At 70.7% G+C, this 24782-nt stretch carries 22 protein-coding genes; 6 read left to right on the top strand and 16 right to left on the bottom strand.

What is annotated here, in order from left to right; translation table 11 throughout:
* Positions 1–19 precede the first annotated feature (19 nt).
* From OB08_RS01505 to OB08_RS01485, 5 genes are all read right to left on the bottom strand, one after another.
* Positions 20–1804: a peptidoglycan D,D-transpeptidase FtsI family protein gene (locus OB08_RS01505; protein ID WP_461471392.1), complete on the bottom strand. Its 1785-nt coding sequence runs from the start codon at positions 1802–1804 to the stop codon at positions 20–22.
* A gap of 4 nt (positions 1805–1808) precedes the next feature.
* Positions 1809–2417: a hypothetical protein gene (locus OB08_RS01500; RefSeq protein WP_461471390.1), complete on the bottom strand. Its 609-nt coding sequence runs from the start codon at positions 2415–2417 to the stop codon at positions 1809–1811.
* Positions 2414–3367: a 16S rRNA (cytosine(1402)-N(4))-methyltransferase RsmH gene (gene rsmH, locus OB08_RS01495; RefSeq protein ID WP_461471388.1), complete on the bottom strand. Its 954-nt coding sequence runs from the start codon at positions 3365–3367 to the stop codon at positions 2414–2416. Before rsmH ends, OB08_RS01500 begins: the two co-directional genes overlap by 4 nt.
* A 105-nt stretch (positions 3368–3472) precedes the next feature.
* Positions 3473–3904, bottom strand: coding sequence for a division/cell wall cluster transcriptional repressor MraZ (gene mraZ / locus OB08_RS01490; protein WP_461471386.1), 432 nt, complete (start codon positions 3902–3904; stop codon positions 3473–3475).
* Between the two features lie 198 nt (positions 3905–4102).
* Positions 4103–4471 (bottom strand): DUF3040 domain-containing protein, encoded by a 369-nt coding sequence (locus OB08_RS01485; protein WP_461471384.1) that lies wholly within the window; start codon positions 4469–4471, stop codon positions 4103–4105.
* Positions 4472–4535: 64 nt separating this feature from the next.
* Here OB08_RS01485 and OB08_RS01480 point away from each other — a divergent pair, with 64 nt between their 5' ends.
* Positions 4536–5630 (top strand): polyprenyl synthetase family protein, encoded by a 1095-nt coding sequence (locus OB08_RS01480; protein ID WP_461471382.1) that lies wholly within the window; start codon positions 4536–4538, stop codon positions 5628–5630.
* Positions 5631–5665: 35 nt separating this feature from the next.
* Here the strand turns inward: OB08_RS01480 and OB08_RS01475 are convergent, their stop codons facing one another.
* Positions 5666–6052 carry an Rv2175c family DNA-binding protein gene (locus tag OB08_RS01475; protein WP_461471380.1) on the bottom strand — a complete coding sequence of 129 codons (387 nt, stop codon included), beginning with the start codon at positions 6050–6052 and terminating at the stop codon, positions 5666–5668.
* Between the two features lie 180 nt (positions 6053–6232).
* On the opposite strand from OB08_RS01475, the gene OB08_RS01470 reads away from it, so the two are divergent.
* Positions 6233–7390, top strand: coding sequence for a LysM peptidoglycan-binding domain-containing protein (locus OB08_RS01470; RefSeq protein WP_461471750.1), 1158 nt, complete (start codon positions 6233–6235; stop codon positions 7388–7390).
* Positions 7391–7459: 69 nt separating this feature from the next.
* A complete protein-coding gene (pknB, locus tag OB08_RS01465) occupies positions 7460–9385 on the top strand; it encodes a Stk1 family PASTA domain-containing Ser/Thr kinase (protein WP_461471378.1) in 1926 nt (641 codons plus the stop codon).
* A 50-nt stretch (positions 9386–9435) separates the two neighbouring features.
* On the opposite strand, the gene OB08_RS01460 is transcribed toward pknB, so the two are convergent.
* From OB08_RS01460 to OB08_RS01450, 3 genes are read right to left on the bottom strand one after another with little or no spacing between them, the layout of a single operon-like run.
* Complete coding sequence (locus OB08_RS01460) at positions 9436–10773, bottom strand: class II 3-deoxy-7-phosphoheptulonate synthase (RefSeq protein WP_461471376.1); 1338 nt, start codon at positions 10771–10773, stop codon at positions 9436–9438.
* A gap of 50 nt (positions 10774–10823) precedes the next feature.
* The gene (locus OB08_RS01455) at positions 10824–11510 is read right to left on the bottom strand and encodes a lysophospholipid acyltransferase family protein (RefSeq protein WP_461471374.1); all 687 of its coding nucleotides are present in this window, start codon (positions 11508–11510) and stop codon (positions 10824–10826) included.
* 2 nt (positions 11511–11512) lie between these two features.
* Positions 11513–12448: an ROK family glucokinase gene (locus OB08_RS01450; RefSeq protein WP_461471372.1), complete on the bottom strand. Its 936-nt coding sequence runs from the start codon at positions 12446–12448 to the stop codon at positions 11513–11515.
* A gap of 149 nt (positions 12449–12597) precedes the next feature.
* Here OB08_RS01450 and OB08_RS01445 point away from each other — a divergent pair, with 149 nt between their 5' ends.
* Positions 12598–14424: an AMP-dependent synthetase/ligase gene (locus tag OB08_RS01445; RefSeq protein ID WP_461471370.1), complete on the top strand. Its 1827-nt coding sequence runs from the start codon at positions 12598–12600 to the stop codon at positions 14422–14424.
* Between the two features lie 75 nt (positions 14425–14499).
* On the opposite strand, the gene def is transcribed toward OB08_RS01445, so the two are convergent.
* Genes def through OB08_RS01430 form a run of 3 tightly spaced genes read right to left on the bottom strand, consistent with a single transcriptional unit; the run spans position 14500 to position 20013 of the window.
* Positions 14500–14991, bottom strand: coding sequence for a peptide deformylase (def, locus tag OB08_RS01440; protein ID WP_461471368.1), 492 nt, complete (start codon positions 14989–14991; stop codon positions 14500–14502).
* Between the two features lie 6 nt (positions 14992–14997).
* Positions 14998–16551 (bottom strand): MinD/ParA family ATP-binding protein, encoded by a 1554-nt coding sequence (locus tag OB08_RS01435; RefSeq protein WP_461471366.1) that lies wholly within the window; start codon positions 16549–16551, stop codon positions 14998–15000.
* Positions 16552–16605: 54 nt separating this feature from the next.
* Positions 16606–20013 carry a pyruvate carboxylase gene (locus OB08_RS01430; RefSeq protein WP_461471364.1) on the bottom strand — a complete coding sequence of 1136 codons (3408 nt, stop codon included), beginning with the start codon at positions 20011–20013 and terminating at the stop codon, positions 16606–16608.
* Between the two features lie 73 nt (positions 20014–20086).
* Here OB08_RS01430 and OB08_RS01425 point away from each other — a divergent pair, with 73 nt between their 5' ends.
* Positions 20087–20896 (top strand): ParA family protein, encoded by an 810-nt coding sequence (locus OB08_RS01425; protein WP_056119365.1) that lies wholly within the window; start codon positions 20087–20089, stop codon positions 20894–20896.
* Between the two features lie 6 nt (positions 20897–20902).
* Here OB08_RS01425 and OB08_RS01420 read toward each other — a convergent pair whose 3' ends face one another.
* Complete coding sequence (locus OB08_RS01420; protein WP_461471361.1) at positions 20903–21394, bottom strand: Lrp/AsnC family transcriptional regulator; 492 nt, start codon at positions 21392–21394, stop codon at positions 20903–20905.
* A 102-nt stretch (positions 21395–21496) separates the two neighbouring features.
* Here OB08_RS01420 and OB08_RS01415 point away from each other — a divergent pair, with 102 nt between their 5' ends.
* A complete protein-coding gene (locus OB08_RS01415; RefSeq protein ID WP_461471359.1) occupies positions 21497–22708 on the top strand; it encodes a trans-sulfuration enzyme family protein in 1212 nt (403 codons plus the stop codon).
* A 147-nt stretch (positions 22709–22855) separates the two neighbouring features.
* Here the strand turns inward: OB08_RS01415 and OB08_RS01410 are convergent, their stop codons facing one another.
* The 3 genes from OB08_RS01410 to OB08_RS01400 all read right to left on the bottom strand — a co-directional run bounded on the left by OB08_RS01410 (position 22856) and on the right by OB08_RS01400 (position 24716).
* A complete protein-coding gene (locus OB08_RS01410; RefSeq protein ID WP_241110866.1) occupies positions 22856–23401 on the bottom strand; it encodes a MerR family transcriptional regulator in 546 nt (181 codons plus the stop codon).
* Positions 23402–23514: 113 nt separating this feature from the next.
* Positions 23515–24207 carry a transcriptional regulator FtsR gene (gene ftsR, locus OB08_RS01405; protein ID WP_461471357.1) on the bottom strand — a complete coding sequence of 231 codons (693 nt, stop codon included), beginning with the start codon at positions 24205–24207 and terminating at the stop codon, positions 23515–23517.
* Positions 24207–24716, bottom strand: a complete 510-nt coding sequence (locus OB08_RS01400; RefSeq protein WP_461471355.1) for an FHA domain-containing protein — start codon at positions 24714–24716, stop codon at positions 24207–24209. Before OB08_RS01400 ends, ftsR begins: the two co-directional genes overlap by 1 nt.
* Positions 24717–24782 lie beyond the last annotated feature (66 nt).

The raw sequence follows: 24782 nt of genomic DNA, 5'->3' as shown, positions 1-24782 counted from the left end.
TCCGGCCGGATCGGAAGCGTCACCCGAACTTGGGCAACAGCTTCGGCGTCGACGTCGAGGGCATGACGCGATAGGTCTTGAGGACCTGGGTCATGGCCTTCTGGAACGCCTTCGCGTTGGCCGCAGACGATGTTACCTTTTTGGGCTCGTCGAGCGTGACGACGACGACGTACTCGGGGTCGTCGGCCGGGGCGAATCCGACCATGGTCGTGTAGTACACGCCGGCCTTGTAGCCGCCCTGGCCGTCGGACTTCTCGCCCGTTCCCGTCTTGCCCGCCAGCCGGTAACCGGGGATCTCCACGGCCTTCGCGTACGGGGCCTGCAGGAACACGTTCTCGAGCATCGACCGCACCTGCGCCGACGTCGACTCCGAGATGACGCGCGTCGGCTCGGGGGCCTCAGGGGTCGTCACCGTTCCGTCGGCGGCCGTGCACGACTCGATGAGCGAAAGGGGCATGCGGAGTCCGTCATTGGCGATCGCGCCGTAGGCCCGCGCGAGCTCGGGCATGGTGGTGGTGACCGCCTGCCCGAAGGACGTGTTGTAGGTGGTCTGCGCGCCCCACTCGTTCGCGGGGTAGACCAGGCCGTGCCACTCCTCGAGGGCCCCCGACTCGGTGCCGTCGCCGATGCCGAAGCGCTTGAAGTAGTCGTACCGGGTCTGGGGGGCGACCTTCTCGCTGAACTTCGAGATGCCGGCGTTCGACGAGTCGATGAGCACGCCGGTCAGCGTGTAGGTGTACGCCGGGTGCTGGAAGGAGTCGCGCACGCGCACGTCGTTCGGGAAGTACTCCAGTCCCGAGGCCACCACGGTCGAGTTCGGGTTCTGCCCGCCGGCGTCGATCACCGTGGCCGCGGTCAGCGGCTTGAAGGTCGAGCCCGGCTCGAACGTGTCGCGGAAGATGCGGCTGCCGCGGTCGTCGTCCTTCGACGCGTCGACGTCGTTCGGGTCGACCGTCGGGTACTCGGCGGCGGCGCGGATCTTGCCGGTCGCGGCTTCGACGACGAGGATGCCGCCGGACTCGGCACGCATGTCCTGCACCTGCTCGCCGATCAGCTGCTGCAGGTACCACTGCAGGTCGCGGTTGATCGTGAGCTGCAGCGTCCCGCCGTCGACGGCGGGCTGCTCGAGCCGGGTGCCGGGGATGACGACGCCGTCCTTGCCCTTCTGGTACGCGAGCTTTCCGTCGGTCGCCGTGAGGCAGTCGTCGTACGACTTCTCGAGGCCTTCGAGCGCGTCGCCGTCGGTGCCCACGAAGCCCACGATGTTGCCGGCGACAGCGCCATCGGGGTACGCGCGGGCGGGATGCTGCAGACACACGATGTACGGCGTCTCGAGGTCGGCCAGTGCCCGGAACTGCTCGGTCGAGACCCCGTTGGCGAGCTGGGCGTATCGCGAGCCGGGGTCATCTGCGAGGGCGGTGCCCACGATCTCGCGCACCGCTTCGGGCGTCTGCTCCAGGATCTCGGCGACGTCGTCGGAGACGTCCGCCCACAGGCGCGCCTTCGACTTCTCGTCGAGCACCTCGGCGTCGATCTGCGTGATGAGCAGCGGGTCCAGCTGGCAGTCGTACTCGAGGATGCTGCCCGCGAGCGTCTGCCCCGTCTCGTCGACGATCGGTCCACGGGTGCCGTGGAGCGTCTGCGATCCGCGCAGGGCGATCTCGAGGGAGTCCGCCACGTGCTCGTCGGCGTTGACGACCTGGATGTCGACGAGCCGCACGATGAATCCGGCGAGCACGGCCAGGACGACGGCGAGCGCGACGACGGTACGGCGGCGCGGGCTGCGGGTGCTGCGTGTCGTCATGTAGTCAGTGTGTGCTCGGCGTGGGCAGTCCGTCGGTGATGGGCGGCGGAGTGTTGCCGACTCCGCTGTCGCCGGCCCCGGTCTCAGGCGCCACCGGCGTCACCGTCCGGCCGTCGATCGTGGCGTCCGGTTCGGTGACGAGCGGCGTGCCGGTGATGAGGGCGTTGGGCACCGTACCGCGGCCGATGGCGTCGACCGAGGACGAGCCGAGCGACACCTCCCCCGCGCCGAGCAGCGCGCCGTCGCTGAGGCGCAGGTAGCTGGGCGACTCGTCGATGACCATCCCGAGCGCGGCGGCGTTCGCCGCGAGGTACTGCGGCGAGCTGAGCCCCGCGACATCGTCGTAGAGGATCTGCTTCTGGTACGTCAGGTCGCGCTGCTGCTGCGTGAGCGTGGACAGCTCGTACGAGCTCTGCGTGGTCATGATCGACAGCGCCATCTGGGCTCCGGCGATGAGGAACGCGCCGAGCACGGCGACGACGCCGTACAGCAGCTTGGGCCGGCGGCGGCGTGCGGGCGCCTCGACCGCACGCAGGCGTCGTGCCGGGCTGTCGCGGCGATCGGGGGCGACGGCGGGCGACGTCCGCAGTGCGGTGGCGGTGGCGGTGCTCATGCGTCCTCCCGCAGTCGTTCGGCGGCACGAAGGCGCACGGGCGTCGCGCGCGGGTTGACCGCGCGCTCTTCGTCGGAGGCCAGCTCCGCGCCCTTGACGAGCAGCCGGAACTTCGGGGCGTGCTCGGGAAGCTCGACCGGGAGCCCGGCGGGGGCGGTCGAGGCCGAGGCCTCCGCCAGCGCGCGCTTGACGAGACGGTCTTCGAGCGACTGGTACGACAGCACCACGATGCGCCCTCCCACCGGCAGCACGCCGAGGGCGGACGGGATCGCGCGCTCGAGCACCGACAGCTCGCGGTTCACCTCGATGCGCAGTGCCTGGAAGACGCGCTTGGCCGGGTGTCCGGTGCGCTGCGCGGCGGCAGGCGTGGCCGCCTGGAGGATCTCGACGAGGCGCCCGGAGCGCTCGATGGGAGCGTCGGCGCGCGCCGCGATGATGGCGCGGGCGTAGCGGCCGGCGAGCTTCTCCTCGCCGTAGCGCTCGAAGATGCGGCGGAGGTCGCCTTCGCCGTACGTCGCCAGGATGTCGGCGGCGGTCGTTCCCGCCGACTGGTCCATGCGCATGTCGAGGGGCGCGTCCTGCGAGTACGCGAAGCCTCGGTCGGCGACGTCGAGCTGAAGCGAGGACACCCCCAGGTCGAACAGGATGCCGTCGGCGGCATCGAAGCCGGCCGAGGCGACGGCGTCGGCGATGCCGTCGTAGACGGTGTGGACGAAGGTCACGCGGTCGCCGAAACGGGCGAGCCGCTCCCCTGCGATGCGCAGGGCGTCGGTGTCGCGGTCGAGCCCGACGAGCCGGATGCCGGGAAAGCGCTCGAGGAACGCCTCGGAGTGACCGCCCATGCCGAGGGTCGCGTCGACGAACACGGCGCCCTCGCGCTGAAGAGCGGGAGCGAGCAGCTCGGCGCAGCGCTCGAGCAGGACCGGGGTGTGGATGTCGCGCAGGTTCATGGTCGTTCTGGGCCCTGGTCCCTCGGCCCTGATCCCCATCCGCTCCGACCTGGCACCGGGGAAGTGATGCCAGGGCACGAGCAGCTGGGAGTCAGGACCGAGGGTTCAGAACAGGCCCGGAATCACCTCCTGCTCCAGCTCGGCGTAGCTCTCTTCGTTGGCCTCGGCGTAGGTGTTCCACGCGTCGGCGTTCCAGATCTCGGCATGGGCGCCCACGCCGGTGACGACGAGGTCGCGCTCCAGGCCTGCATAGGCGCGCAGCGGAGGGGGGATGGTGATGCGGTTCTGACTGTCGGGCTTCTCGGCGCTGGCGCCGGAGAGGAACATCCGCAGGAAGTCACGCGCCTGCTTGTTGGCGAGCGGCGCCTCACGGATGCGCTCGTGCACCCGCTCGAACTCCTGCGTACTGAAGACGTAAAGGCAGCGGTCCTGTCCGCGGGTCACCACGACTCCTCCACCGAGGTCGTCGCGGAACTTCGCGGGGAGGATGACGCGGCCTTTGTCGTCGAGCTTGGGAGTGTGCGTGCCCAACAGCATCGGCTCATCACTCCCCCTTCGATCCCGGCCCCCCTGGGTTGTACGCCACTTTACTCCACTTCCCTCCACTTTGTCACCCATTGATCGCGCGACACTCCCCCGGCGCTCCATTCGGGGCTGCGGGCGAGTCACGCGGGCAAAGAAAAAAGCACCGACCCGAAGGTCGGTGCTTGATCTCTCGTCAGGAGGCTGAGCGGATCAGCGCTCTCCCTGACGCCTGTCCCAGCGGTCGTTCATGCGGTCCATGAAGGAGGACCCTTGAGGAGACGCGGTGGATCGCGGCTGCGGTTCGGGCTTGAGGCGGCCCGGGCCGCGCGTGGGCGTGACGGCCAGGAGCACGCCGCCCAGCATCACGACGAAGCCGATGACGCCGACCGCGATGAGCTGCTGCGAGACGCCGACGATGAGACCGCCGAGACCGAGGAGCACGAGGATCGTGCCGTAGACGATGTTGCGGTAGCTGAGGCTCCGCCCGTCGCGCGGCGCGCTGACGACGTCCGCGTCGTTGCGCATCAGATGGCGTTCCATCTCGTCGAGCAGACGCTGCTCCTGTTCGGAGAGTGGCATGCATCCCCCTCTTCAGCTCTCTTGCGTCGATTCTACGCGTGCCGTAGATCACTAGGCTAGGCCCGTGTCACCCTCTCCAGACCCGGTCGAAGCCATTTCCCAGCGTCTGGACATCTTCATCTCGGGTCAGCGCGCCCACGCGGCGCCCCTGGGGCTCGAGGCGGCGCAGTTCGTCGAGGCCGCCGCGGCCACCGTCGAGGGCGGCAAGCGGCTGCGCGGGCGCTTCTGCGTCGCCGGGTGGAGGGCAGTGGAGGAGGCATCCCGTCCCACCGGCACGGCGCCGGCGGAAGTGGTGACCGCCGCCGCCGCGCTCGAGGTATTCCACGCCGCCGCGCTCGTGCACGACGACGTCATCGACAACTCCGACACCCGGCGCGGACGCCCGGCGGCCCATCGCGCCCTCGAGGCCGCGCACCGCGACGCGCGCTGGGCCGGCGACGCCGAGGCCTTCGGGCGCTCCGCCGCCGTGCTGCTCGGCGATCTCCTCGTCGCGTGGAGCGACGACCTGCTGGAAGAGGCGCTGGCGGTGAGCCAGCCGGCCCCCGCGTCCGCGGCCCGCGCCGAGTACGCCACGATGAGGCGCGAGGTCACGATCGGCCAGTTCCTCGACATCGCTGAGGAGTCCGCCTTCCTCACCGAGCCCGACGAGCGGCACGCCGAGCGCGCACTGCGGGTCGCGTCGCTCAAGTCCGCCCGCTACAGCATCCAGCAGCCGCTCGCGATCGGTGCGGCGCTGGCCGGAGCGGATGCTGCGCAGTCGGCGGCGCTCACGGCCTTCGGCCATCCGCTCGGCATGGCCTTCCAGCTGCGCGACGACGTGCTCGGCGTGTTCGGCGACGAGCGCGAGACGGGCAAGCCGTCCGGCGACGACCTCCGCGAGGGCAAGCGGACGGTCCTGATCGCCTACGCCCGCGAGGCGCTGGCGCCGACCGCGCGTCGCATCGTCGACGAGCTCGTCGGCGATCCCTCCCTCGATGAGGGCCAGGTCTCGGCGCTGCAGCAGACGATCGTGGACTCGGGCGCGCTCGATCGCGTGGAGAACCTCATCTCGGAGTACGCGCGCGAGGCCGAGCGGTCGCTGTCGGGCGCCCGGCTCGGCAACGCCGCCGTCGCCGAGCTGCGCCAGCTGGCGCGCGCGGCCACGGTGCGCGTCACCTGACGCGGCGCCCGCAGGCCGGGCGCGCGTGTTGGGGGTCAGGCGAGCGTCTGGGCGACGCGGCGGACCTCGGCCTTGCGGCCGGCGCGCAGCGCCTCGATCGGCGGCATGCCGATCGAGTCCTCGTACGAGAGGAGCCAGTCGATCGCCTCGTCGTCGGAGAACCCTGCGTCGTGGAGCACGATGGCCGTCCCGCGCAGCGACGCGATCGGGTGATCGTCGAGGATGAACACGGCGGGCACTTTGAGGACGCCGTCGCGGCGGGAGCCGATGAGGTGCGACTCGTCGAGGAAGCGGCGGACGCGCCCGAGCGGTTCGCCGAGCACCCCCACGAGCTCGGGAAGGGTGAGCCATTCGGTCTCGATGCGCGGGGCGTCGTCAGCGGTCACCCAGCAACTATCGCACTCCTGCGCGGCCCTGCGCATCCGCGGGTGGCGGCCCCGCGCGTCACACCAGCAACAAAAGTCACACTTATAACAGACGTTGACACCTGTACACATCCGTGACACGGTTCTGGGAGTCCGAAGAGGGGGAATCTCTTGCGAACCGATCACTCACCATGCCCTGCCACGCCGCGTCTCATCTCGGCCGGCGTCCCCGCGGCGGTGCTGGGCTCCATCGCCCTCGTCCTCGGCGCGACACCGGCTCATGCGCAGGAGCGTGCAGAGGAAGAGCGGATGCCGCGTCCGCTGCCCCTGCCGGCGGCTCGCGCCGGCGTCGTCGCGGCCAAGGCGCCCATAGCCGTCGCCGCGGCCGCGGCCGCGATCGTGAAGACAGCGGCCGCACCCGCCACCTACACGGTGCAGCGGGGCGACACGGTGAGCGCGATCGCGTCGCGGTTCGGTCTGCGGACGGTCGACGTCCTGACCCTCAACGGCCTCGGCTGGAAGTCGATGATCTACCCCGGTCAGGTGCTGAAGCTCCGGGGCGGTGCGGTCGCGGCTCCTGTCGCACCGCCGGTCGCGGCATCCGGCACCTACACGATTCAGAAGGGCGACACGATCAGCGCGATCGCGAAGCGGCACGGCATGTCGGTGGGCGCGCTGCTGTCGGCCAACGGCCTCGGCTGGTCGTCGGTGATCTACCCCGGGCAGAAGATCGTGCTCTCGGGCATGGTGCGCGCGGCGGCGACCGCCCCGGCCGCTCCGGCACCCGCTCCCGCCCCGGCTCCGGCTCCGGCTCCCGCCGGCGCTTATGTCGTCAAGGCGGGCGACACGATCACCGCGATCGCGTCCCGCCATGGCGTGAGCATCGCCGCCGTGCTCGCCGCGAACAAGCTCAGCGCAGCGTCGATCATCTACCCGGGCCAGAAGCTCGCGATCCCGCCGAAGGGCGCCGCGCCCGCCTCGGCGCCCGGCCTCGACGCCGAGCAGGTCGACAACGCGCGGCTCATCATCCGCATCGGGCGCGAGCTCGGCGTGCCCGATCGCGGCATCGCCATCGCTCTCGGCACCGCGATGCAGGAGTCGTGGATCCGCAACCTCGACTGGGGCGACCGCGACTCGCTCGGCCTCTTCCAGCAGCGGCCCAGCACCGGGTGGGGCACCGAGGCGCAGGTGCGCGACCGCGTGCGGGCGATCAAGGCCTTCTACGGCGGGGCCGCCGACCCGAACGGCGCACGCACTCGCGGGCTCCTCGACATCCCGGGCTGGCAGAGCATGAGCTTCGCACAAGCCGCGCAAGCGGTGCAGATCTCGGCGTATCCCGATCGTTACGCACAATGGGAGAAGCCTGCCTACGCCTGGCTGGCGGCCCTCGGCTGAGCCGAGACGTCGCCGTTGCAGGGTGAGCCGCTCCGCGGGCTCGCAGGTCTGCGTCCGTAGACTTTCTCCGTGAGCACGAGCCAGCAGACCGACCCGCTGATCGGCCGTCTGGTCGACGGCCGGTACCGGGTCCGTGCTCGCATCGCGCGCGGTGGCATGGCCACCGTCTACGTGGCCACCGACCTCCGCCTCGAGCGGCGCGTCGCGCTGAAGGTCATGCACGGCCACCTCAGCGACGACACCGTCTTCCAGAGCCGGTTCATCCAGGAGGCGCGCGCCGCGGCCCGCCTCGCCGACCCCCACGTCGTGAACGTCTTCGACCAGGGCCAGGACGGCGAGATGGCGTACTTGGTCATGGAGTACCTGCCGGGGATCACGCTGCGCGAGCTGCTCCGGGAGCAGAGGCGCCTTACCGTGGCGCAGGCCGTTTCCATCCTCGACGCGATCCTCTCGGGCCTCGCCGCCGCGCACCGCGCCGGCATCGTCCACCGCGACGTGAAGCCCGAGAACGTGCTCCTCGCCGAGGACGGGCGCATCAAGATCGGTGACTTCGGCCTGGCACGGGCGACGACCGCGAACACGGCCACGGGCGCACAGCTCCTCGGCACGATCGCGTACCTCGCCCCGGAGCTGGTCACGCGAGGCACCGCCGACGCGCGCAGCGACATCTACGCCCTCGGCATCATGCTGTACGAGATGCTCACCGGCGAGCAGCCCTACAAGGGCGAGCAGCCGATGCAGATCGCCTTCCAGCACGCGACGGACTCGGTCCCCCGCCCGAGCGTCAAGAACCCCGGCGTTCCCGAGCCGCTCGACGAGCTCGTGCTGTGGGCGACCGAGAAGACGCCCGACGACCGGCCGTCCGACGCCCGCGAGATGCTGGACCGCCTCCGCGAGATCGAGCACGAGCTCGGGATCACTCCGAGCGTGACCCGGACCACGCCGCTGGGAGTGCGGACGGACGCCGGCGACCCGTCGGGCGATCTGACCGCGGTCCTCCCGACCACCGGCACCGGGCCCACCCTTCCCGTCGAAGAGGTCGACAACGCCACGGCACTCCGCCGCGCCACCCGGCGGCGCCAGGCCAAGGGCGGCTGGATCGTCGCCGTCGTGCTCCTCCTCGCCGCGCTCGCAGGCGGGCTCGGCTGGTGGTTCGGGTCCGGACCCGGATCGCAGGTCGCCGTGCCCGATGTCGCGGGGCTGACGTTCGCGCAGGCCCAGGAGCAGCTCGCCGAGCGTGAGCTCGTCGCCGTCGAGCAGGCCGAGAGCAGCCTCGACGTGGAAGCGGGCCTCGCGATCGGCACCGCTCCCCCGGCGGGAACGCGCCTCGACCGCGACGCCGAGGTGACGGTGCTGATCTCCTCCGGACCCGCCGAGGCCGTCTTCGAGAAGCTGAACGGGATGAGCGAGCAGGAAGCCACCGCGCTCTTCAAGGCGAAGCAGATCGCCGTCGGAGAGAGCGCTCCGTACTACACGGACGCGGCGTCGGGAACTGTCGTCTATGCCGTCGTGAAGCCGGCCGCCGGCGGAGACAACGTCGAGTGCGGCGAGGGCTGCACCGTGCACGAAGGCGATTCGGCGACGCTCGGCGTGTCACTCGGACCGCTCCCGAGCGTCGCCGGCAAGCCGATCGACGAAGCCGTGTCGACGCTCGATGAACTCGGCATCACGGTTGCGGAGCGCCCCGAGGAGTACAGCGAAGAGGTCGCGACGGGCTCGGTCGTGCGCATGGGCGACCGCCCCGGCGGCGGGTGGTGGCGTCCCGGCGACAAGGCGACCCTGGTCGTCTCACTCGGCCCTGCCCCGATCGAAGTGCCCGACGTGGTCGGCGACAATCTGGCCGACGCGATGGCCGAGCTCGAAGCGGCCGGATTCCGCCCGACGTCAGTGGTGCCGCAGTTCGTCTGGGGTTTGTTCACGGTCGGTTCGACGGATCCCGCCGCTGGGACCCTTCACCAGCGCGGGACCGAGGTCAAGGTCACGTCGTCGGGCTGACGCCGCAGAATCGAGTGGATGCCTCGGCCGAGGCATCCGCTCGCTTCGGATCAGCGCTTCTCGAGCTCTTCGGCGACGAGGAACGCGAGCTCGAGGCTCTGCATGTGGTTCAGGCGCGGGTCGCACAGCGACTCGTAGCGGGTCGCGAGAGTGGCCTCGTCGATCTGCTCGGAGCCCCCCAGGCACTCGGTGACGTCGTCGCCGGTGAGCTCGACGTGGATGCCGCCCGGGAACGTGCCGACCGCACGGTGCGCCTCGAAGAAGCCGCGCACCTCGTCGACGACGTCGTCGAAGCGTCGCGTCTTGTAGCCGGTCGGGGTGGTGATGCCGTTACCGTGCATGGGATCGGTGACCCACAGCGGCGTGGCTCCGGAGTCGCGCACCGCCTCGAGCAGCGGGGGCAGCGCATCGCGGATCTTGCCGGCGCCCATGCGCGTGATGAAGGTGAGGCGGCCGGGCTCGCGGTTCGGGTCGAGCTTGTCGATGAGCGCGAGGGCGGTGTCGGGCGAGGTCGTCGGACCGAGCTTCACGCCGATGGGGTTGCGGATCTTCGAGAAGTAGTCGACGTGCGCACCGTCGAGGTCGCGCGTGCGCTCGCCGATCCAGAGGAAGTGGGCCGACGTGTTGTAGGGCAAATTGGTCCGCGAGTCGATGCGCGTGAGGGGCCGCTCGTAATCCATCAGCAGACCCTCGTGACCCGTGTAGAACTCGACGCGCTTCAGCTCGTCGAAGTCGGCGCCCGCGGCCTCCATGAACTTGATCGCACGGTCGATCTCGGTCGCCAGGCGCTCGTACTGCTGGTTGGCCGGGTTCTGCGCGAAGCCCTTGTTCCAGGAGTGGACCTCGCGCAGGTCGGCGAAGCCGCCCTGGGTGAACGCGCGGATGAGATTGATGGTCGACGCCGCGGTGTGGTAGCCCTTGAGCAGCCGCTGCGGATCGGCCTGCCGCGAGCCCTCGGTGAAGTCGTAGCCGTTGACGATGTCGCCGCGGTACGCCGGCAGGGTCACGTCGCCCCGCGTCTCGCTGTCGCTCGAGCGCGGCTTGGCGAACTGCCCCGCCATGCGCCCCATCTTGACGATCGGCATCGAGGCGCCGTACGTCAGCACGACGGCCATCTGCAGCACCGTCTTGATGCGATTGCGGATCTGCTCGGCCGTGGCGCCCGCGAAGGTCTCGGCGCAGTCGCCGCCCTGCAGCAGGAACGCGTTGCCCGAGGCGGCCCGGCCCAGCTTTTCGCGCAGGTTGTCGACCTCGCCGGCGAAGACGAGGGGCGGCAGGGTGGCCAGTTCAGCGGATGCCGCGGCCACCGCGTCCGCGTCGGGCCACGCGGGCTGCTGCTTGATGGGCAGATTCCGCCAGTGGTCGAGACTGTCGAGCTGCTGGAGCATCCCTCGAGTCTAGTCGCGGGCGGGACGCGCCCCGGCCGTGTGACGGACGCTCACCGCTTGGTCTTGAGGCGGTCCTTGACGGTCGACGCGTAGACGTCCTCGTACTCCTGCTCTCCCAGCCGCTGCAGCGCGACCATGATCTCGTCGGTGATCGAGCGCAGGATGTAGCGGTCGCCCTCCATACCGGAGAAGCGGGAGAAATCCAGGGGCTCGCCGATCACGACGCCGACGCGCACGACGTTCGGGAGCCGCTGGCCGATCGGCATCATGGTGTCGGTGTCGACCATGACGACGGGCACCACGGGCACGTGCGCCTCGAGGGCCATGCGTGCGATGCCCGTGCGGCCGCGGTACAGCTTGCCGTCGGGGCTGCGGGTGCCCTCGGGGTAGATCCCGAGCAGCTCGCCGCCGCCGAGCACCTGCAGGCCGGTGTTGAGGGATGCCTCCGAGGCTTTTCCGCCGGAGCGGTCGATCGGCAGCTGGCCGGTGCCCTTGAAGAACATGCGGGTGGCCCAGCCCTTGAGTCCCTTGCCGGTGAAGTAGTCGCTCTTGGCGAGGAAGGCGACCCGGCGGTCGATCATGAGGGGCAGGATGACGGAGTCGACGAAGGACAGGTGGTTGCTCGCGAGGATCGCGCCGCCCTCGACGGGGATGTTGCGCCGGCCGACGATCCAGGGGCGGAAGATCGCCTTGACGATCGGTCCGACCACCACGTATTTCATCAGCCAGTAGAACACCGCTACGCCTCCCGGCCGGCCAGGTCGGCTGCGCCGATGAGGCCCGCGTCGTTGACGAGCTGGGCGATGGCGAAGTCGGCGACCGGTCGGTCTCCGTAGCCGGGGAGCGACGTCTCATAGGCGAGCCGCACGGGCGCGAGCAGATCCTCGCCGAGCTGCGCGACGCCGCCGCCGATGACGAAGAGCTCGGGGTCGAGCACCGCCTGGAACCCGCCGCACGCCTCGCCGAGCGCCGTCGCGACGCGGCGCAGCGCCTCGGTCGCACCGGGGTCGCCCGCGAGCACCAGGCGCGAGACGGCCGGGCCGCTGATCGAGCCCTTCTCCGCGCGGAGCTCGGCGAGGGCCTCGCCGATACCGCCGCCGTCGGCGATCGCGTTGGCCTCGCGCTGCAGCGCGCGCCCGGAGGCGTATTGCTCGATGCACCCGTTCTGCCCGCAGCCGCACGGCAGGCCGTCGCGCGTGAAGCGGATGTGACCGAGTTCGGCGGCGATGCCGTGGCCGCCGCGGAAGAGCTCGCCGTCGAGGACGATCGCGCCCCCGACACCCGTGCCCATCGTCAGCATCACCATGTTGTCGACGTCGCGGCCGGCGCCGAAGCGGAACTCGGCCCAGCCCGCCGCGTTCGCGTCGTTCTCGATCGTCACGGGCACGTCGATGCCGGCCTCGAGCGTCGCCTTGAGCGGCTCGTTGCGCCACGCGATGTTCGGGGCGTGGATAACGGTGGCGCGGTCGCGGTCGATGAAGCCGGCGGCCGCCACGCCCACGGCGGCGACCTCGTGGCCGGCGCTGAAGTGACGCGCCATGTCGATCACGGCGTCGGCCAGTGCGCGGGTGTCGACGGGAGTGTCGACACGGACCTTGTCGACGATGCGCCCGTCGGCATCGACGACCCCTCCTGCGATCTTGGTCCCGCCGATGTCGATACCGACCTTGAGCACCGCACTCCCCCTCCGGCCGGCGCGCGCGCGACGGCGCCTGAAAGTCTATCCACGACCCGGCATCCACATGCCTGATGGTCGGCGCCCCGTGCGGATTAGACTCGTGTGAGATCGACCCGAGATTCTTGTCCGGTACCGAAGGAGCTGCCGTGGTCCAATTCGAAGTCCCCGCGATCGTCCCCGCCGATCCCCAGGCGAACATCACCGACCTGCTGGTCGAGCGGGTGAAGGCGACGCCGAACCTCGCGCTGTTCGCGGTGCCCGAGGGTGACGGCTGGCGCGACATCACCGCGACCGATTTCCAGAAGCAGGTCATCGCCCTGGCGAAGGGCTTCGTCGCCGCCGGCATCGAGCCGGGCGACAAGGTCGGCTTCATCGCCCGCACCACCTACGACTGGACCCTGGTCGATTTCGCCCTCTTCTTCGCCGGTGCCGTCATGGTCCCGGTGTACGAGACGAGCTCGCCCTCGCAGGTCGGCTGGATCCTCACCGACTCCGGCGCGGTCGCATGCATCACCGAGTCGGCCGACCACTCGGCCCGCCTCGACGAGGTGCGCGCCGACCTCCCGCTCGTCCGCTCGACGTGGGAGATGGCCCGCGGCGACCTCGACAAGCTCGTCGCCGGCGGCAAGGACGTCACCGACGAAGAGATCGAGCGCCGGCGCAACCTCGCCAACGGCGCCGACATCGCGACCCTGATCTACACGTCGGGCTCGACCGGCCGCCCCAAGGGCTGCGTGCTCACCCACAGCAACTTCGTCGAGCTCACGCGCAACTCCGCGAAGGCGCTGGCCGAGGTCGTCGCCAAGCCCGGCGCCTCCACCCTGCTGTTCATCACCACGGCGCACATCTTCGCGCGCTTCATCTCGGTGCTGAACATCCACGCGGGCGTGAAGACCGGACACCAGCCCGACACGAAGCAGCTCCTCCCCGCACTCGGATCGTTCAAGCCCACCTACCTGCTGGCCGTGCCGCGCGTGTTCGAGAAGGTCTACAACTCGGCCGAGCAGAAGGCCGAGGCCGGCGGCAAGGGCAAGATCTTCCGCGCCGCCGCGCACACGGCCATCGAGCACTCGACCCTGCTGCAGGACGGCAGGAAGGTGCCGCTGATGACGAGGCTGAAGTTCTCGCTCTTCGACCGGCTCGTCTACAGCAAGCTGCGCACCGCGATGGGCGGCAACGTCGAGTACGCCGTCTCGGGGTCGGCTCCCCTCGGGCCGCGCCTCGGTCACTTCTTCCACAGCCTCGGCGTGACGATCCTCGAGGGCTACGGCCTGACCGAGACGACGGCGCCGGCCACGGTCAACCTCGCGACCAAGTCCAAGATCGGCACGGTGGGGCCCGTCCTCCCCGGCGTCGGCATCCGTCTGGGCGAGGACGACGAGATCCAGGTCCGCGGCATCAACGTGTTCAAGGAGTACTGGCGCAACCCCGAGGCCACGGCGGCGACCTTCGACGGCGACTGGTTCAAGACCGGCGACATCGGCTCGTTCGACGAGGAGGGCTTCCTCAAGATCACCGGTCGCAAGAAGGAGATCATCGTGACGGCCGGCGGCAAGAACGTCGCCCCGGCCGCGCTCGAAGACCCGATTCGCGCGAACCCGATCGTCGGGCAGGTCGTGGTCGTCGGCGATCAGAAGCCGTTCATCTCGGCGCTCATCACCCTCGACCCGGAGATGCTGCCGACCTGGCTGGCGAACAACGACCTCGCCGGCGACATGTCGCTCGCGGACGCCGCGAAGAACCCCGCGGTCCGCGCCGAGGTGCAGAAGGCGATCGACGAGGCCAACAAGCACGTCTCCCGCGCCGAGTCGATCCGCAAGTTCACCATCCTCGACAGCGAATGGACCGAGGCGAGCGGGCACCTGACGCCGAAGATGAGCATCAAGCGCAACGTCATCATGGACGACTTCGCGTCCGAGATCGACGAGCTCTACAGCGTCCCCGTGAGCACGAGCAACGTCTCGCTCAGCTGACGAGCGCATCGCACGACAGAGCCCGGTCCTCTTCGGAGGACCGGGCTCTGTCGTGCGGAGGAAAGACGCGGCGCCTCAGAACCAGTCGGATTCGCGGATCTCGCGCATCGCGACGCGACGCTCTTCCGGCGACAGCCGCTCGAGGTACAGCATCCCGTCGAGGTGATCGGTCTCGTGCTGGAGGGCCTGCGCCATGAGGCCCTCGCCCTCGAGGACAAGCTCGTTGCCGTCGAGATCGATTCCCACGACTTTCGCCCAGGGGTAGCGGACCGCGTCGTGCCAGAGCCCGGGCACCGAGAGGCACCCTTCGCCGATGGCCTCCGGCTCACCCGACACCTCTACGACGACGGGGTTCAGGACGTAGCCGATCTCGCCGTCGACGTTGTAGCTGAAGGCACGCAGACCCACGCCGATCTGCGGCGCGGCGACGCCGGCCCGGCCGGGGAGCTCCACGGTGTCGAGCAGGTCACGCACGAGAGCGCGCACGCCGTCGTCGATCTGCTCGATCGGCGCGCTCGCGGACTTCAGGACGGGGTCGCCGAAGACCCGGATGGGACGGACTGCCACGAGGACCTACGCGGCGGACGCCGACGGCACGGTGCGCAGGCCCTCGACCACGGTCGCTGCGAGGTCGCGCGCCGCGAGACGCGTCGCGGGCTGCAGGTCGCGGAAGACGATCGCGCTGCCGGCGGCGATGTGCGCGTCATACGGCATGCGCATGACGGCGCGCACGCGCGTGCGGAAGTGCGACTCGAGCTCCTCGAGCTGCACGAGCGGGTTGCCCGGGCGCGAGTTGTTGAGCACCACGACGGCGCCCCGGACCTTGTCGGCGTAGCCGTTCGTCTCGAGCCACGTGAGGGTCTCGGACGCGAGGCGCGCCTCGTCGACGCTGAGGCCGGCGACGATCACGAGCTGATCGGCCAGCTCGAGCGTCGCGCCCATGACGGAGTGGACGATGCCCGTGCCGGTGTCGGTGAGCACGATCGAGTAGTAGTGCGCGGCGAGGCCGGCCACGTCGCGGTAGTCGCCGTCGCTGAACGCCTCGGACACGCGCGGGTCGGAGTCGGAGGCCACGACGTCGAGGCGGGTCTCGTCGCGCGCGACGATGTTCGACAGGTCGTTGAAGCCGACCACGTCACCGCGGATGCGGACCAGGTCGCGCACCGTTTTGCCGCTCGTGCGCGCGATGCGCTCGGCGAGGGTGCCGCGGTCGGGGTTGGCGTCGACGGCGATCACGCGGTCGTCGCGCGCATCGGCCAGCGCCATGCCGAGCAGGGTGGTGACGGTCGTCTTGCCGACCCCGCCCTTGCGCGAGAGCACCGGCACGAAGCGGGCACCGCCGACGAGCGGCGCCGCGATGCGGCGATCGAGCTCCTTGCGCGCGCGTGCGCGCTTGCCGTCGCCCAGGTTGATGCGGCGGCCGGAGATCGAGTAGACGAGGTGCTGCCAGTAGCCTTCGGGCTCGGAGCGCACCACCTGGTGCGGGTCGAGCAGGCGGTCGGCGGTGAGGAGGTCTGCCGTCTCGCGATCGGCCTCGAACTCGCCGAGGCGCTTCGAGGTCAGGTTCACGTCGGCACGGGGGTAGGAGCGCTCGACCGCCTGGGCGCGGTCGGGCGCGGCCTGCGCCACCGGGCGGGGCGCCACAGCGGCAGCGGGCACGGGAGCGGGAGCCGGAGCATGTGCAGCGGGAGCTTCGCCGGCCACGAGGTCGTCGAACGCCGATTCCACGGCGACGGATGCCGCGACCTCCGGCACATCGAACGCGTCGGCACCGGCCGCAGGAGCCTCGTCGAGCACCACGTCGGCGTCGGCGATGTCCTCGATCGCCTCCCAGTCCTCGATCCCTCCGCCGAGGGTGTCCTCGACGGTCCAGTCCTCGGCGTCGGCCGCGGGCTCCACGATCTCGGCCTCGGCGGTCTCGGCCGGGATCTCGACCACGAACGGCACCTCGTCGCCGATGACGTCGTCATCGCCGAGGTCGTCGTCGGACTCGGACGGCATCTCGACGTTCACCTGCGCGGTCGAGCCACCCAGGATGCCGAAACCCGTGGTCTCGATGCTGCCCGTGTCGGACAGCACGCCGTTCTCGGATTCGTCGGGCGTGTGGTCGGGGCGGTCAGGCGTCACTGCGGCGTTCTCCAACACAGAGAGAGGGAATTCGGGCGGGTGCCACCCTCCAGGTTACTGGGCGGGACGGACGACGACCAAAAGGTCTCCTGCGTCGACCTGCTGCGTGCCGGTGATCGCGAGCCGCTCGACGACGCCGTCGACGGGCGACGTGATGGCCGCCTCCATCTTCATCGCCTCGATCGACGCGACCGGCTGACCGGCCGTCACGGCCTCCCCGACGGACACCTTGAGCGTGACGGCACCCGAGAACGGCGCTGCGACCTGGCCGGGCTTGGTCGTGTCGGCGCGTTCGGCCTGCTTCTCCTCGACCCGGATGCTGCGGTCGCGCACGAAGACCGGTCGCAGCTGCCCGTTGAGGGTCGTCATGACCGTGCGGATGCCCTTGGCGTCGGCCTCGCCGATCGCCTCGAGCCCCACGTAGAGCTGCACGCCGGGATCGATCTCGGCGATGTGCTCCTCGCCGGGCTTGAGCCCGTAGAGGTAGTCCGGGGTGCCGAGGGCCGTGAGGTCGCCGTACGTCTCGCGGTTCTTCTCGAACTCGCGCGCCGGCGCCGGGAACAGCAGCCGGTTGAGCGTGCGCCGGCGCTCGACGCCGTCGCCGGCGAGGCCGGCGCGCTCGTCGTCGGTGAGCGGCGGCACCTCGATCGACACCGTGCGCCCGGCGAGCACCTTGGTGCGGAACGGCTCGGGCCAGCCGCCCGGCAGATCGCCGAGCTCTCCGGCCATGAACCCCACCACGGAGTCGGGGATGTCGTAGTTCTGCGGGTTCTGCTCGAAGTCGGCGGGGTCTGCGCGCACCGCCACGAGCGCGAGCGCGAGGTCGCCGACGACCTTCGACGACGGCGTGACCTTCGGGATGCGCCCGAGCAGGCGATCGGCCGCGGCGTACATGTCCTCGATGAGCTCGAAGTCGTCGGCGAGCCCCAGGGCGATGGCCTGCTGACGCAGATTGGACAGCTGCCCGCCGGGGATCTCGTGGTGGTACACGCGGCCGGTGGGAGACGGAAGACCGGACTCGAACGGCCGGTAGAGGTGGCGCACGGCCTCCCAGTACGGCTCGAGGTCGCTCACGGCCTGCAGGTCGAGACCGGTGTCGCGCTCGGTGTGTGCGAGCGCGGCCACGAGGGCGGACAGGGACGGCTGGCTCGTGGTGCCCGACATCGGCGCGGCGGCCGCGTCGACGGCATCCACTCCCGCCGCACTGGCGGCCAGCAGGGTCGCGAGCTGCCCACCCGCCGTGTCGTGCGTGTGCAGGTGCACCGGCAGGTCGAAGCGCTCGCGCAGCGCCGTCACGAGCTTCGCAGCCGCGGCGGGGCGCAGCAGGCCCGCCATGTCCTTGATGGCGAGGATGTGCGCGCCGGCGTCGACGATCTGCTCGGCGAGGCCCAGGTAGTAGTCGAGCGTGTAGAGGCGCTCGGCCGGGTCGAGGAGGTCGGACGTGTAGCAGAGCGCGACCTCGGCCAGCGCGGTGCCGGTCGCCCGCACCGCGTCGATCGCCGGGCGCATCTGCGAGACGTCGTTGAGCGCATCGAAGATGCGGAACACGTCGACGCCCGTGGCGGCGGCCTCCGACACGAAGGCGTCGGTCACCTCGACGGGGCGCGGCGTGTAGCCGACGGTGTTGCGTCCGCGCAGGAGCATCTGGATCGGGATGTTCGGCATCGCCTCGCGAAGGGCCGCCAGACGCTCCCACGGGTCTTCGGCGAGGAAGCGCAGCGCGACGTCGTACGTCGCCCCGCCCCACGCCTCGACCGAGAGCAGCTGCGGGGTCATGCGCGAGACGTGCGGGCCCACGCGCACGAGGTCGCGCGTGCGCACCCGTGTGGCGAGCAGCGACTGGTGCGCGTCGCGGAACGTGGTCTCGGTGACGGCGAGGGCTGTCTGCTCGCGGAGCGCGCGCGCGAAGCCCTCCGGGCCGAGCTCGCGCAGGCGCTGGAGGGTGCCGGCCGGAGGCGGGCTCGCGAGGTCGATGTCGGGGAGCTTGCTGCCCGGCGACACCGACAGCGGCTTCTCGCCGTACGGACGGTTGACGGTCACGTCCGCCAGCCAGTTGAGGAGCTTGGTCGCTCGGTCCCGCGACGGGTTGCTCGTGAGCAGCTGGGGGCGCTCGTCGATGAACGATGTGCTCACGTCGCCGGCGACGAACGCCTCGTCGTCGAGCACGGCGCGAAGGAAGGGGATGTTGGTGGCGACGCCGCGGATCCGGAACTCGGCCAGCGCGCGCCGCGCGCGCGTGACGGCGGCGGGGAAGTCGCGGCCGCGGCATGTGAGCTTCGCGAGCATCGAGTCGAAGTGCGGGCTGATCTGCGACCCGGCCGCGGTCGTGCCGCCGTCGAGGCGGATGCCGGCGCCGCCGGGCGAGCGGTAGGTGGTGATGCGGCCGGTGTCGGGGCGGAAGCCCTGTGACGGGTCTTCGGTGGTGATGCGGCACTGCAGCGCGGCGCCGCGCAGGTGGATCTGCTCCTGGCGGAGGCCCAGCTCGGCCAGCGTCTGGCCCGACGCGATCCGCATCTGCGACTGCACGAGGTCGACGTCGGTCACCTCCTCGGTGACGGTGTGCTCGACCTGGATCCGCGGGTTCATCTCGATGAAGACGACCTCGCCGGTGCGGGGACCGGCCGTCTCGAGGAGGAACTCCACCGTGCCGGCGTTCTCGTAGCCGATCGAGCGCGCGAAGGCGACCGCGTATCCGTGCAGGGCGTCGCGCACCGCCGGGTCGAGGTTGGGCGCGGGGGCGATCTCGATCACCTTCTGGTGACGTCGCTGCACCGAGCAGTCGCGCTCGAAGAGGTGGACGGTCTCGCCCGCCTTGTCAGCCAGGATCTGGACTTCGACGTGGCGCGGGCGCTGCACCGCTTGCTCGAGGAAGACGCGGGCGTCGCCGAAGGCGCTCCCCGCCTCGCGCATGGCCTCGGCGAGCGCCGGTGCGAGCTCTTCGCGGCGCTCGACGCGGCGCATGCCGCGGCCGCCGCCGCCCGCGACGGCCTTGACGAAGATCGGGAAGCCGATCGCGTCGGCCTGGCCGACGAGTGCATCGACGTCGTCCGAGGCATCCGTCGAGCGGAGCACCGGAACCCCCGCGGCGACGGCGTGCTGCTTGGCGGTGACCTTGTTGCCGGCCATCTCGAGCACGTTCGACGGCGGCCCGATGAAGACGATGCCGTTGGCGGCGGCCTTCTCGGCGAGCTCGGGGTTCTCGGAGAGGAAGCCGTAGCCCGGGTAGATGGCGTCAGCGCCGGACTCCTTGGCGACGCGGATGATCTCGTCGATGTCGAGATAGGCGCGGACCGGATGCCCCTTCTCGCCGATCTCGTACGACTCATCGGCCTTCTGCCGGTGGAGGGAGCCGCGATCTTCGAACGGGAACACCGCGACGGTGCGGGCCCCCAGTTCGTAGGCGGCGCGGAAGGCTCGGATGGCGATTTCGCCACGGTTCGCGACGAGGATCTTGCGGAACATTCGACCTCCGGAGGCGGCGGTGCGGGCGGGCCTGAGTGTGAACTCAGCCTAGGGGAAGGTAACGTGGTGCCTTGTGCACGTCCTTTCCGTCAGCTCGCTCAAGGGTGGCGTCGGCAAGACGACCGTGACTCTCGGACTCGCGTCGGCGGCTTTCGCCCGCGGTGTCCGCACGCTCGTCGTCGACCTCGACCCGCAGTCCGACGTCTCGACGGGCATGGACATCCAGGTGGCCGGCCGCCTGAATGTCGCCGATGTCCTCGCGAATCCCAAGGAGAAGACGGTCCGTCAGGCCATCACCTCCAGCGGGTGGGCGAAGGTCCACCCCGGCACGATCGACGTGATGATCGGCAGCCCTTCCGCGATCAACTTCGACGGACCGCACCCCAGCGTGCGCGACGTGTGGAAGCTCGAGGAGGCCCTCGCCACGATCGAGGCCGACTACGACCTCGTGCTCATCGACTGCGCGCCGTCGCTCAACGCGCTCACGCGCACCGCGTGGGCTGCGAGCGACCGCGTGATCGTCATCACCGAGCCCGGTCTGTTCTCGGTGGCGGCCGCCGACCGCGCGCTGCGCGCGATCGAGGAGATCCGCCGCGGTCTCTCCCCCCGCCTTCAGCCGCTCGGCATCGTCGTGAACCGCGTGCGTCCGCAGTCGATCGAGCACCAGTTCCGCATCAAGGAGCTGCGCGACATGTTCGGTCCGCTCGTGCTCAGCCCCCAGCTGCCCGAGCGCACGTCGCTGCAGCAGGCGCAGGGTGCGGCCAAGCCCCTGCACATCTGGCCGGGCGACTCAGCCCAGGAGCTCGCGGCCGATTTCGACTCCCTGCTCGACCGCGTCATGCGCACCGGCCGCATCCCGGTGCCGGGCGAGGCGCGCGCGTAGTCGGGTTCAGAGCGGGCTGATCGCGCCCGCGCCCCGACGCACCTCGAACACGAGCTGCGTCTCGGTCTTCGTGACTGCCGGGTGACTCGTGATGTGCTCGAGGATGAGGTCCCGAAGCGCTTCAGGGCTCGCCACCGCGACGTGCAGGTGGAAGTCGTTGTCACCCGCCACGTGCACGACCGACAGCGCACCCGGGATCTCGACGAGCCGGTCGAACAGCTCGTCGATGTGGACGCGGCTGTGGCTCGCGAGGTGCACCATGACGACCGCCTGGATCGGTCGGCCGATCGCCGCGAGATCAAGGCGGGCGTTGATGCTCGAGATCACGCCGCTCTCTCGAAGGGCGCGGACGCGGTACGCGCACGTCGACTCGGCGAGGCCGACGCGTGCCGCCAGCGCCGCGTTGGTCATGCGACCGTCGTCGACCAGAGCGCCGAGGATGGCGCGGTCGGTCGCGTCGAGCGACACCGGTTGCGGATTCTTCGGCGATACGGCCACGTGCACCCTCCGGATTGCAGATTCCTCAGACCAGCATCCCGATTCAGCAACATCCGCGCAAGGTGATTTGCCAATGTCTGCGAAATCACCGACCATCTGTGCATGGCACCGAAGACGCTGCACCCTGACAGCCTTGCTGTGCACGCCGGCCGCGACGACCTCGCTGAGCTCGGAGTGCACGCTCTCCCCCTCGACCTCTCGTCGACCAACCCGCTCCCGGGGATCGACGTCGGCGGCCTCTCCTACGAGGTGCTCGCGACCGGCGGGCATCCGTTCGACGGCGGCTCGCACGTCTACGCGCGGCTGTGGAATCCGACGGTGGCCCGGTTCGAGGAGGCCCTCGCGGCCCTCGAGCACGCCGAGGAGGCCGTCGCCTTCTCGTCCGGGATGGCCGCAGTGACCGCGGTGCTCCTGGCCCTCTCGCACGAGCAGGGCAAGCGCCACGTCGTCGCGGTGCGACCGCTGTACGGCGGGACCGACCACCTTCTCGCGTCAGGGCTGCTCGGTGTCGAGGCGACATACTGCGCGCCGGATGCCGTGTCCGCCGCTCTCCGGCCCGACACCGCTCTCGTCATCCTCGAGTCCCCCGCCAACCCCACGCTCGAGCTCGTCGACATCCGCGCGGTCGTCGAGGCCGCGGGCGACGTGCCGGTGCTGGTGGACAACACCTTCGCGACGCCGGTGCTGCAGCATCCGCTCGATCTCGGCGCAACCCTCTCGCTGCACAGCGCGACGAAGTACCTCGGCGGCCACGGCGATGTGGTCGGCGGCGGGGTCGCGTGCGACGCCAGGACGGCGGCAGCGCTGCGTCGCACCCGCGCCATCACCGGGGCGATCATGCATCCGCTCGCCGCCTACCTGCTCCACCGCGGGCTCGCCACGCTCCCGGTGCGCGTGCGCGTGCAGCAGGAGGGCGCCCGCACCGTGGCCCAGTGGCTGACCACGCGGCCCGAGGTCGCGCGCGTCCACTTCCCCGGGTTCGCCGACAGCGACCCGCTCGGCCTCGTGGGCAGGCAGCAGTCGGGCCCCGGAGCGATGATCGCGATCGAGCTCGCCGGCGGATTCGACGCCGCGAGCGATCTCACCGCCGCGGTGGAGCTGTTCACCCACGCGGTGTCGCTCGGAAGCGTGGACTCGCTCATCCAGCACCCCGCGGCGCTGACGCATCGGCCGGTCCAGTCCGAGGCGAAGCCGTCGGACGCGCTGGTGCGCCTGTCGATCGGCCTGGAGGATCCGGCCGACCTCATCGCCGACCTCGAGCGCGCGTTCGCGGTCGTCGGCGCGCGCGTTCCCGAGGCGGTCGCCGCTCACTGACCCGTCGTTCACCGGAGGATCGCACGAATCTCGGAGGATTCTGCGCGGATCCTCCGGTGAACGGACGATCCTCCGAGAACACGTGCGGCGCCGCGCGGCGAGGCGCGCTCGCAGCGCGACCCGCGAACAGCTCGGCGCGGGGGTAGGTCAGGCGGAGCGCGCTGCGCGCCGCACGGCGAGTTCGTCCAGTGCGTCGGGCGCCTGCGCCTCGAACGCGACGAGCTCGGTCTCGACCTCGCGCAGGACCTTGCCGACCGCGATGCCGAACACGCCCTGGCCGCGGCTCACGAGGTCGATGACCTCGTCGTTCGAGGTGCACAGGTAGACGGAGGCCCCGTCGCTCATGAGCGTCGTGCCGGCGAGGTCGCGGATGCCCGCGGCGCGGAGCTGGTCGACGGCCGTGCGGATCTGCTGCAGCGAGATGCCGGTGTCGAGGAGGCGCTTGACGAGCTTGAGCACGAGGATGTCGCGGAAGCCGTAGAGGCGCTGTGAGCCGGAGCCGCTCGCGCCGCGCACGGTCGGCTCGACGAGCTCGGTGCGGGCCCAGTAGTCGAGCTGGCGGTAGGTGATGCCGGCGGCGCGGGCGGCGACGGCGCCGCGGTAGCCGACCTCGTCGTCCATCGCCGGAAGACCGTCCGTGAAGAGGAGCTCAGCCACGAACGGCTCGTTGTCGGCCGCTTCTCGAGCAGTCATGCTCGCCCCCCCTCCGGAATCGGATACTTCCACGCTAGATGAGCCGCACCCCTCCGGCAACGACATCGGCTCGTACGCTCCGGCGTGTCGCGCGATCGGGCCGCGGCGGACGGTCAGGACAGCAGGCGCTCGAGGGCCGAGCGCACGAAGATCGACCGCACGTCGTCGAGCCGCTTGGCCAGCTCGGGGGCCAGTTCTCCGGCGCGCCCTCGGGACGAGGCATCCGTCCGCCGCAGCAGCGGCGCGAGCGCCTGCTCGACCAGCGCCACGTCGCGTTCGGCGTTCTGACGGAGGGCACGCACGTGGCGCGGCTCGATGCCGTGGCGGTCCAGCGCGACGAGCGCGCGCAGCAGCGCGACGGACTGGTCGGTGTACGCGTCGGACCCCGCCATCACCCCGGTGCTGATCGCGTCGTTGAGAAGCTGCGGTGCGGCGCCGGCCGCGGCCAGCAGCTCGTCACGGCGGTAGCGGCGCGGCGCGGGCACGATCGACGGCGGCGGGACGGCGGTCGGGGTGACGGGCTCGCGTCCCGCGTCGACGTCCTCGAGGTACTCGCGGATGACCACGAGCGGCAGGTAGTGGTCGCGCTGCAGGGTGAGCGCGAGCCGGAGCCGCTCGAGGTCGGCGGGCGAGAACTTGCGGTACCCGGACTCGGTGCGCAGCGGCGTCACGATGCCCTGGACCTCGAGGAAGCGGAGCTTGCTCGAGGTGAGCGAGGGGAACTCGGGCGAGAGCCGGGCAAGCACCTGCCCGATGCTCAGAAGACCCGCGGACGACGATCGTTCGCGGGCGGAAGCGGCCGGCATCACCCGTCCGCGGCCTGTGCCAGGTCGGCGGGCGAGACGAAGAAGTTGAGACGGAACTTGCCGATGCGCACCTCGGCGCCGTTGCGCAGCACCGCGCGGTCGACCCGCTCGCCGTTGACGTAGGTGCCGTTGAGCGACCGCTGGTCGACGAGCTCGAAGGACGTGCCCGTGCGGGTGATCTCGGCGTGACGGCGCGAGACCGTCACGTCGTCGAAGAAGATGTCGGCTTCGGGATGCCGGCCGACCGTCGTCACGTCGGTGTCGAGGAGGTAGCGGGCACCCGCGGTCGGACCCGAGCGCACCAGGAGCAGCGCGGCTCCGGTGGGAAGCGCGTCGATGGCTTCGAGCTCGGCGTCGGCCAGTTCGCTCCCGAACGGCACGAACGACAGATCGGAGTCGTGCCCGAAGGTCTGCGTCGTGTCGGTGCCGCGGTCGGACTCACCCGATTCCGAGCCAGCGCCGGAAGCCCGGCGGATGTCGCCCTCGTCGGGTCGGCGGTGTTCCTCCACGGTGGTCCTCCTCTGCGTGCAAGCCTATCCGATCACCCGCCCGGCGAAAGGTCCGGAATCGGCGCG

The organism is Microbacterium sp. HJ5, from assembly GCF_054824025.1.
This window is presented reverse-complemented; position numbering and strand designations above follow the sequence as displayed.

What these genes read in the sequence shown, in the direction of transcription:
- OB08_RS01505 (WP_461471392.1), bottom strand. Translation starts at nt 1,804, where the DNA reads ATGACGACACGCAGCACCCGCAGCCCGCGCCGCCGTACCGTCGTCGCG.
- OB08_RS01500 (WP_461471390.1), bottom strand. Translation starts at nt 2,417, where the DNA reads ATGAGCACCGCCACCGCCACCGCACTGCGGACGTCGCCCGCCGTCGCC.
- rsmH (WP_461471388.1), bottom strand. Translation starts at nt 3,367, where the DNA reads ATGAACCTGCGCGACATCCACACCCCGGTCCTGCTCGAGCGCTGCGCC.
- mraZ (WP_461471386.1), bottom strand. Translation starts at nt 3,904, where the DNA reads ATGCTGTTGGGCACGCACACTCCCAAGCTCGACGACAAAGGCCGCGTC.
- OB08_RS01485 (WP_461471384.1), bottom strand. Translation starts at nt 4,471, where the DNA reads ATGCCACTCTCCGAACAGGAGCAGCGTCTGCTCGACGAGATGGAACGC.
- OB08_RS01475 (WP_461471380.1), bottom strand. Translation starts at nt 6,052, where the DNA reads ATGCGCAGGGCCGCGCAGGAGTGCGATAGTTGCTGGGTGACCGCTGAC.
- OB08_RS01460 (WP_461471376.1), bottom strand. Translation starts at nt 10,773, where the DNA reads ATGCTCCAGCAGCTCGACAGTCTCGACCACTGGCGGAATCTGCCCATC.
- OB08_RS01430 (WP_461471364.1), bottom strand. Translation starts at nt 20,013, where the DNA reads ATGTTCCGCAAGATCCTCGTCGCGAACCGTGGCGAAATCGCCATCCGA.
- OB08_RS01415 (WP_461471359.1), top strand. Translation starts at nt 21,497, where the DNA reads ATGGCACCGAAGACGCTGCACCCTGACAGCCTTGCTGTGCACGCCGGC.
- OB08_RS01410 (WP_241110866.1), bottom strand. Translation starts at nt 23,401, where the DNA reads ATGACTGCTCGAGAAGCGGCCGACAACGAGCCGTTCGTGGCTGAGCTC.
- ftsR (WP_461471357.1), bottom strand. Translation starts at nt 24,207, where the DNA reads ATGCCGGCCGCTTCCGCCCGCGAACGATCGTCGTCCGCGGGTCTTCTG.